This window comes from Terriglobus sp. YAF25, from assembly GCF_052113305.1.
Taxonomy (GTDB): Bacteria; Acidobacteriota; Terriglobia; order Terriglobales; family Acidobacteriaceae; genus Terriglobus.
In genome coordinates, this window is the sequence record NZ_JBFRCY010000359.1 from 1 (window position 1) to 8,804 (window position 8,804).

The window sequence follows — 8,804 nt, forward strand, 5'->3', positions numbered from 1 at the left end:
CCTTCCGCAACTACCAGCTCCACGTCGAGTGGCGTGTTCCTGCCACCATCGCGGGTGAAGGCCAGGGCCGCGGTAACAGCGGTGTCTTCCTTGCTTCCACTGGCGTCGGCGATGCCGGCTACGAGTTGCAGGTGCTGGACTCCTTCCAGAACAAGACCTACGTCAACGGCATGGCCGGCAGCCTCTACAAGCAGGCGATCCCGCTTGCCAATCCAGGCCTGAAGCCTGGCGAGTGGCAGAGCTATGACGTTATCTGGACCGCACCGACTTTCAACGCAGATGGATCGTTGAAGACCCCGGCCTACGCCACCGTGCTCTTCAACGGTGTGTTGGTGGAGAACCACTTCCAGCTCAAGGGGGAGACCCTGTACATCGGCCCGCCAGTCTATAAGGCTTACGATCGCGCGCCGATCAAGCTGCAGGCCCACGGCGACAAGAGCGAGCCGCTCAGCTTCCGCAATATCTGGGTCCGCGAGCTGCCGTAAGCCCTCAAACAACAGCGGGTCCTTCGCGTTCGCTCAGGATGACAACCGATATATTTTGCGGTCTGTCATCCTGAGCACAGCGAAGGACCCGCTTCACCTTTGCGGGACACCTGCCCATCCCGTAGCATTTTTCCTGTTACTGGGTCTCCCGAAAGAAACATGCAGCGGCGTTTTCATTGCGGAAAACGCCCATAGATGTACATGCCTGCACTACACACCTACAGCGAAAATGCTTTAGTCCCCCTACTCCCCTAAAATAGAAGGCGGAATGACTGATCTGAAGCCTGTGCGCCGCGCCCTCCTCTCCGTCACCGATAAATCCGGACTCACCGACTTTGCCCGCGCCCTGGCCGCGCAGGGCGTCGAACTCGTTTCGACCGGCGGCACCGCGAAGACGCTGCGCGACGCAGGTCTGACCGTTCGCGATATCTCTGATCTCACCGGCTTCCCCGAGATGCTGGATGGACGGGTCAAGACGCTGCACCCCAAGGTCCATGGCGGTATCCTGCATCGCCGTAGCGTTCCAGAGCATGTCGCTGCTGTCCGCGAGCACGGCATCGAGGACATCGACATGGTCGTGGTGAACCTCTATGCCTTTGAGGCCACGGCTGCCAAGCCCGGCGTAACCTTCGGCGAACTAATTGAAAACATTGATATTGGTGGTCMTTCCATGGTGCGCTCTGCCGCCAAGAACTTCGAGGACGTCGCCATCGTCACTCGCGTGACCGACTACACCGCGATCTCCTCAGAGCTTCAGGCCAACAACGGCAAGCTCTCCGGCGAGACCCGCTGGCGCCTTGCCCAGACTGCCTTTGCCACCACCGCCGCCTACGACTCCGCCATCGCCGCTACCCTGGCGAAACTTCCCTACGCCGGGCCGGAAACGGTTCTGACGCAGCCGGAGGCTAAAGCCGGAGAGTACCCCCAGCACCTTGAGCTCGGCTTCAAGCTGGCGCAAACCCTCCGCTACGGTGAGAATCCGCACCAGTCGGCAGCGCTTTACCTTGATCCTTCCGGCAAAGGCATCGCCGCCGGGAAACAATTGCAGGGTAAAGAGTTGTCGTTCAATAACCTGGTAGATCTGGATGCCTGCTGGGAGCTCGCCAGCGAATTTGCTGAGCCTGCGGTCGCCATCATCAAGCACACCAACCCTTGCGGCGCCGCCACCGGCACTTCGGTCGCCGACGCCTACGTCCGCGCCCTGGCAGCCGATCCCATCTCTGCCTTTGGCGGTGTGATTGGCGTCAACCGGGTGGTCGACGAAGCTGCGGCCGCTGAAATGGCCAAGCTATTCGTCGAGGCTATCGCTGCGCCCGGCTTCACTCCTGAGGCTCAGACCATCTTTGCCGCGAAGAAGAATCTGCGGCTCGTTGAGGTGAAGGCTCACCCGGCGCTGCAGGTCATCAAGCAGATCTCCGGCGGCCTGCTGCTGCAGGATGCCGACCGCAAGCGTATTGAAGCCGGCGACCTGAAGATCGTCACCCACCGCGAGCCCACGCCGGAGGAGCTGACAGCCCTGCTCTTCGCCTGGCGTGTCTGTAAGCATGTGAAATCAAACGCGATTGTCTACGCTCGTGCCGAGGCCCATGGCCATGAGGTCTTCGGTCAGACCGTCGGTATCGGCGCCGGGCAGATGTCGCGTGTGGACGCTGCCAAGTTCGGAGCCCTGAAGGCGGTTCTGCCACTGGCCGGTACCGTTGCCGCCTCTGACGCCTTCTTCCCCTTCCCCGACGGTCTGGAAACCGTAGCAGCGGCAGGAGCGACAGCAGTCATTCAGCCCGGCGGCTCGGTCAAGGATACTGACGTCATTGCTGCCGCCAACCGGCTCAACCTGGCGATGGTATTCACTGGAATTCGTCACTTCCGTCACGGATAGAGCATCTTCCCTGCAGGTGCGATGTAGAGTTGCTGCATCCATGGGCGTTTTCCGCAATGAAAACGCCGCTGCACGCCCCTTTCGGGATATCCAGCAACAGGGAAAATGCTCTAGTCTAATAGGGATGCTGACGCTTGTCGGCATCCCACCTGTGGGTACAATCGTCTAACCCCAAGTGACGCGGCTACCAGCCGCCCCTAGGACCTGATGACATTCTTCCGGCGTATCTTTTCGGCTCGTCCAGTCTTTCTCACGGCGGCTGCGCTGCTGGCCACCCTGCCCGCTGCTGCACAACAGAAGAACGCGCCTGAGCCGCCCAAGGGTCCTGATCGTTCCGCGGCTTACTACCACTACAGCCTYGCCCACATGTATGAAGAGCTGGCCATCAACCAGGGCCGCACCGATTACGCCACGCAGGCGATCGAAGAGTACAAGCTGGCGTTGAATGCAGACTCTGACTCTGCACAGTTGCAGAATGGTCTTGCCGATCTTTATCTGAAGCTTGGCCGCGTCCGCGAAGCTGTTTCGGTCGCGCAGGAACAGGTCAAGAAGAATCCCGATGATGTGGACGCCCACAACATTCTGGGCAAGATCTATCTCCGCTCGCTTGGCGATGGAACCCCAAACAATCAGTCGCAACAGATGCTGCAGTTGGCCCTTGCCGAGTACAAGGCCATCGTCCGCCTGAAGCCGGACAGCGTGGAAGATCATCTTCTGCTGGGTCAGCTCTATGCCCTGAACCACGAGAACGATAAGGCTGAAGCAGAGCTGAAGACGGCGCAGAAGCTTGACGGAACCTCGGAAGAGGTTATCCTCGCGATGGTTCGCCTCTATGGGGAACAGAACCAGTACGACCGTATTGCGCAGCTCATCAACGCGCTGCCCGTCACGGATCGTACCGCGCGGATGGAGTATTCACTGGGTCTGACCTATGACCAGTTGAAGAAGCCCAAAGAGGCTGCCGCCGCCTATCAGCGCTCTCTTGATATCGACAACGACAACCTTGACGCGCAGCGCGGTCTTGCCAGTGCTTTGCTGCTGGACGGCCAGTTCGATGCGGCTCTGAAGCAGTACCGGGACATCGTCACCGCGGAACCACAGGATGCGCAGTCGTATATCCGCATCTCCGAGATCCAGCGCCGGCAGGGGCACTACGACGAGGCGCTCACCACGCTCAAGAAGGCCAAGACCCTGGTCACGGACTCACTTGAGCTCAGCTACAACGAAGCTTTGCTCTACGATTCACTCGGCCGCTTCGATGATGCGGTCGCGACGCTGACCAAGCTGCTCGGCGACACTGCCCACGCTGATGGCAACTACACCGACGGCGAAAAGAACAATCGCGGACTCTTCCTCGATCGCCTTGGCATTGTGCTCAAGGAACAAGGTAAGACCGTCCAGGCCGTCGACGCCTATAAGCAGATTATCGCCCTCGGCGGCGATAACGTCTCCCGTGGCTATATGGGTGAGGTTGATGCCTATCGCGACAACCATGAGTGGGCGAAGATGACTGCCGCTGCGGCTGAGGCGGCCAAGGCTCTGCCCAAGGACAAATCGGTCCAGATGGTGTATGCCGGAACGCTCGCCGATACCGGCAAGGTTGACGAAGCGATTACGATTGCCAAGGGCCAGCTTGGCGGGGACGACGATCGCGATACCCGCATGCAGCTTGCGCAGATGTACATCCGGCTGAAGCGCTGGAAGGATGCAGACGAGCAGCTTTCTCAGGTGGAAGGCATCACCTCGCGTAACGAAGATAAGATCTACCTCTACTTCTCGCGCGGCACGCTGGCAGAGCGGCAGAAGCTCTTTGATCAGGCCGAGATTGAGTTCCGCAAGGTCCTTACGATCGACCCCAACAATGCCGCCACCCTCAACTATCTGGGTTATATGCTGGCCGATCGCGGGCAGAAGCTGAACGAAGCCGTCGACATGGTCCGCAAGGCTGTAGAGCTCGATCCGCAGAACGGAGCCTATCTCGATTCTCTCGGCTGGGCTTACTTCAAGAGCGGACAGTACACGCTTGCCGAAGCTCGACAGCGCCCGCGTCAAGCTCGCGCGCGCTACGCCTTCGCGTACCTCAGCCCTGCAGGACAAGTAACCAGGCAGTTTCGTTGCCAAGCAGAAGGCCAGCCCCGGGCTGGCCTTCTGCTTTTTCCTTAACCCGCCGGCTGATAGCCTGCTCTTAGGAGCTTCTTTTCGTATCGATCGCATGTCGACCTTGCGCAAACCCTATGCAGTACGCGGCGATGCGGACGATCCGCTGATCCAGCGCAAATGGCCCTATCCGGAGCGGATGTCGCGCTCGCCGTTTGAACGCGATCGCGATCGCGTCRTGGGGTCACGCGCCTTTCGCCGACTGGCCGGCAAGACGCAGGTCTTCTCCACCCGTACCTCAGACCACTTTCGCTCACGCCTGACCCACTCGATTGAGGTCGCCCAGATCGCACGCGAGGTCGCCTCTGCTCTTGGCCTGAACGTCGAACTCGCCGAGACTCTCGCCCTGGTTCACGACATCGGGCATCCACCGTATGGTCATACCGGCGAGCGCGCCATTGACGAGTGCCTGCRGCCATTCGGTCTGCGGTTCGATCACAATCTGCAGGCTCTGCGCACGGTCGAACGCTTCGAGCAGCGCTACGCCGCGCATCGCGGCCTGAACCTCACTCTCGGTGTCCGGGAAGGTATCATCAAACACTCGCGTGACTACCCGGCCGATAAATATCCGAAGCTTGCAGAATACTTCCTCGGCCGGCGACCACCGCTCGAAGCGCAKATTATCGWTCTGGTTGACGAGGTTGCCTATCTGACCGCCGACCTTGACGATGGCGTCGAATCAAAGATTCTGGAAGTCAACGACCTCTGCGAAAACCTCACCATCTTCCGCGGGTTCTATGAGTTCGTACACCGCCAACATCCGGGCGTGGAACAGAAGTATCTCTTCCACGAGGCGCTGCAGTGGATGCAACATCGTCTGACCGACGACGTCATCAACAACGTCACGCGCCAGCTCGAAGAGCTGGGAATTGAGACGCTGGAGCAGATTCGCGAATACCCCTATCGCATCGCGATCTTTTCGCCGGAGATCGAGGCCATGCGGCTGGAAGAAAAGCGCTATCTCTACGAAGCTCTCTATACCTGCGGCCCACTGGATGTGGAGCGCAAGCATGGCGTTATCGTCATCAAGTCGCTCTTTAACTACTGGGTGAAGAACCCCAGCCAGCTTCCCAGCAACTACTACGGCGACCTGGAGACCGAGGGTGTGCCCCGCACCGTTGCCGACTACATCGCCGGCATGACCGATTCCTACATCCTCGATCAGTACGGGGCATTAGTTACCAAGCTCTAGAGGTTCATCAATCTCTATTCGGCGAAGTGAAAGGGATTGAAGCTGGTATGCCGATCAAAGGCATCCGCGCCCTCTGACCGCTTCAACCAGCCAACCACGGCGTAGGTTACCGGCGTAGCGAGCACCTCATAGACCACCTTCAACAGATAGCCGGTCACGATCAGACGTCCGATATCGGCCCACGGAAGCGTGAAACCGAAGGTGAGCGTGATTACGACGGCAGTATCAACGGCCTGGCCGACGATGGTGGAACCCACCGTGCGCGTCCACAGCATCTTGCCGTTGGTGACCAGCTTCAGCCGCGCCAGGGTGTAGCTATTGGCGAACTCTCCCAGAAAATACGCAATAATGCTGGCAAACAGGATGCGAGGGATAAAGCCGAAGACGGTCTCAAAGGCCGCCTGGTTATGCCATCCGCTGGCTGCAGGCAATGAGATCGTAATGGTGGCCATCACATACAGCAGAGCTGTCCCGAAGAAACCGAGCCAGATCGCCCGGCGCGATGCTCCGTAGCCGTAGACCTCGGTAAAAACGTCTCCGAAGATGTAGGTGATGGGGAACAGGATCACCGCACCGCTGACCTCCAGTGGTCCGATACGGCAGATCTTCTGTGCCACCAGGTTGCTGACCAGCAGAATAACGACAAATGCGGTGATCAGGGCATCAAGGTACTTGTATCCGTGCGGCTGTATTTTTGACATGAGCTTCCAGTATTGATAGCGTAATAGAGGCCTGCAATGCTGCGCCAAGGCACTTCAGCCTTAAGCGTCCCCGTCGTCTAGCCCGGCCTAGGACACCGCCCTTTCACGGCGATAACACGGGTTCGAATCCCGTCGGGGACGCCAAATACACTTCCAGAGAATTTCAATAAACTCACTCCTACGCGCATGAGACGTAGACACTGACGTGCGCTACCCGGAGTCGGACCAATCCATGGAAGAGCGCGCGGGCATAGACCGTGAAGGAATTTGCGCACTTGTTCAATCCTCTGAATCTGCAGTCTATAGCTCCCTTATATGAAGAGCGGAGATGTCAGCCTCTCCTGCTCAGATCTATGTATGCGCCGGTCCTGCTAGCTATATTTATGCAGCAGTAAGCTGGCCCAAAATGGGGGTGTGGCATACTAAACTCTAGCCGCAAATTCAAAAATCAGGGGCATCGGGTTGAGACCGTCTGTTGAGAACGGCGCGCGGAAAGCACTGGAAAATAGGCGGGCCAAGTTGCTCTACCTCCTGCCGATAGTAGCTGCGCCTCTTCTGATGTTTGCCGCCGCGTTCGTGATTATTCCAAGCAAATGGTTTGCGTTGCGCGCGGGCAATACCTACATGGCCAACCTGGGCTATGGGGCAGAACTCAACGGACGCGATTGCCAGGTGCTGGTGTACGGCGACTCCACGGCGATGGTAGGGGCTGATCCGAAGGTTATTGCGGAGAAGTCCGGTCTTACGGCGTGCAACATCGCGGAGTTTGGCGGGGTAACGCTGGTGAGCGGTACGGAGCCGGTGGACAAGTTTCTGTCACAGAATCCACGTCCGAAATATATTGTCTTCCTCTACGCTCCGGAGGGACTCAGCCGTCCGTTCGCGTGGGAGCATGTGGGCTTCTTTGAGGCAATCACCTATCGGGTGCGCGAGGAGCATACGCTGGGCACGGCATGGACGCTGGCGATGCATCCCGGACCAACGCTGGGATGGGCTGAGCAGGGATTGCGCATGGCGTTGACTCGCGTGAAGTCGAAGCCGATTTCAGAGGAAAAGGCGCACGTGCGTGAGCGGGACCTCGGGCAGTTGAAGGTGGTCAATATACCGGACCTGCAGAGCTGCAGTATGCCAACGCGTTTGTATGAACCGGATCCCACGTGGATTGCGGGTCTGCGGTCGAAGTATAGCGGGAATGGCACGACAGTAGTAGTCGATGCAACGCCAGTGATGAACTGCGATCAAGGAATTCCCTTCTATCAAGCACATCTGGCAGGACTGGTGGACGACCTGCCGTTGCCGGAGTACCCGGTGACGGACTACGCGGATGAGCACGGCCAAAGGATGCATATGAATGCCAAGGGTGCGGCCAAGGTTTCGGCGATGATAGGCAATCAGATTCGCGCGATGCAGGGAGAACGCTGATAGCTTGCTCTTCTCTTCGAATATTTTCATCTTTATGTTTCTGCCGATAGCGCTGATTGGGTATCAGCTTCTATCGCGTTTTGGACGGCCCGCGCTTCTTTTCTGGCTGACTGCCTCTTCGTTGTTCTTCTACGGCTACTGGAACCCGATCTACCTGCTGCTTCTGTGCGGGTCGATGTTGATGAACTTTCTGGTCTCGACACGCGTGGAAGAGGGCAGAAGCGAGAATAGTCGCAGCCGATGGCTGATCAGCGGCATCGTCGTCAATCTTTCGCTGCTGGTCTATTACAAATATCTGTTTCCGATGCTGAACTTCCTGCACGCCCATGGCGCGGTGCCGCGCGGGTTTGCGAATGTGATTCTGCCACTGGGCATCTCGTTCTTTACGTTCACGCAGATTGCGTACCTGATCGACGTTCGCCAGAATATTGCGAAGAAGCAAGGGCTGCTTCCGTACTCGGTGTTCGTAACCGTCTTTCCGCACCTGATTGCCGGACCGATTATCCATCCGCGAGAGTTGATGCCACAGCTGGAAGAGGGCCGTATTGGCGGGCTGCGGTCCGACAACCTGGCCTTGGGCGTGACCTGGTTCATGCTTGGACTGGGGAAGAAGGTGCTGATTGCGGATCGCGTGGCTCCGCTGGCGGATGCCATGTTCGGTCACGTCCATGCGGCCGGCTTTACGACGACGTGGATGGGCATCCTGAGCTATGCGGTGCAGTTGTACTTCGACTTCTCCGGTTATTCGGATATGGCGCTTGGGCTGGCGAAGATGTTCGGCCTGGATTTCCCGGTTAACTTCAACTCTCCCTTCAAGTCGCAGAGTGTGATCGAATTCTGGACGCGTTGGCATATGACGCTGTCTCGCTATCTGAACGAGTATCTCTATACGCCAATCGTGCGCCAGGTAAACGGATGGCGGATGGACGCGGGCAAGAAGGTTTCAAAGAAGGCACAGACCACTCCTGAAG

Annotated in this window: 7 protein-coding genes and 1 tRNA gene; 7 read left to right on the top strand and 1 reads right to left on the bottom strand. The window is 58.3% G+C overall.

The genetic code is table 11. From position 1 onward, the window contains the following. The 4 genes from AB4043_RS15475 to dgt all read left to right on the top strand — a co-directional run. A partial coding sequence (locus AB4043_RS15475; protein WP_442307453.1) for a 3-keto-disaccharide hydrolase occupies positions 1-485 on the top strand: 485 nt, incomplete at its 5' end. 268 nt (positions 486-753) lie between these two features. Continuing rightward, complete coding sequence (gene purH / locus AB4043_RS15480) at positions 754-2,361, top strand: bifunctional phosphoribosylaminoimidazolecarboxamide formyltransferase/IMP cyclohydrolase (RefSeq protein ID WP_442307454.1); 1,608 nt, start codon at positions 754-756, stop codon at positions 2,359-2,361. A gap of 207 nt (positions 2,362-2,568) precedes the next feature. Beyond that, complete coding sequence (locus AB4043_RS15485; protein WP_442307455.1) at positions 2,569-4,524, top strand: tetratricopeptide repeat protein; 1,956 nt, start codon at positions 2,569-2,571, stop codon at positions 4,522-4,524. A gap of 49 nt (positions 4,525-4,573) precedes the next feature. After that, a complete protein-coding gene (gene dgt / locus AB4043_RS15490; RefSeq protein ID WP_442307456.1) occupies positions 4,574-5,710 on the top strand; it encodes a dGTP triphosphohydrolase in 1,137 nt (378 codons plus the stop codon). Positions 5,711-5,724: 14 nt separating this feature from the next. Here the strand turns inward: dgt and AB4043_RS15495 are convergent, their stop codons facing one another. Beyond that, a complete protein-coding gene (locus tag AB4043_RS15495; RefSeq protein ID WP_442300791.1) occupies positions 5,725-6,411 on the bottom strand; it encodes a queuosine precursor transporter in 687 nt (228 codons plus the stop codon). Between the two features lie 66 nt (positions 6,412-6,477). On the opposite strand from AB4043_RS15495, the gene AB4043_RS15500 reads away from it, so the two are divergent. The 3 genes from AB4043_RS15500 to AB4043_RS15510 all read left to right on the top strand — a co-directional run. Next, positions 6,478-6,555: transfer RNA gene (locus AB4043_RS15500), tRNA-Glu, on the top strand. 375 nt (positions 6,556-6,930) lie between these two features. Next, entirely contained in the window at positions 6,931-7,833 is a 903-nt protein-coding gene (locus AB4043_RS15505) for a hypothetical protein (RefSeq protein ID WP_442300790.1), read from the top strand. A gap of 34 nt (positions 7,834-7,867) precedes the next feature. Next, positions 7,868-8,804, top strand: a 937-nt coding sequence (locus AB4043_RS15510; protein ID WP_442307457.1) for an MBOAT family O-acyltransferase, incomplete at its 3' end; no start/stop codon positions are given.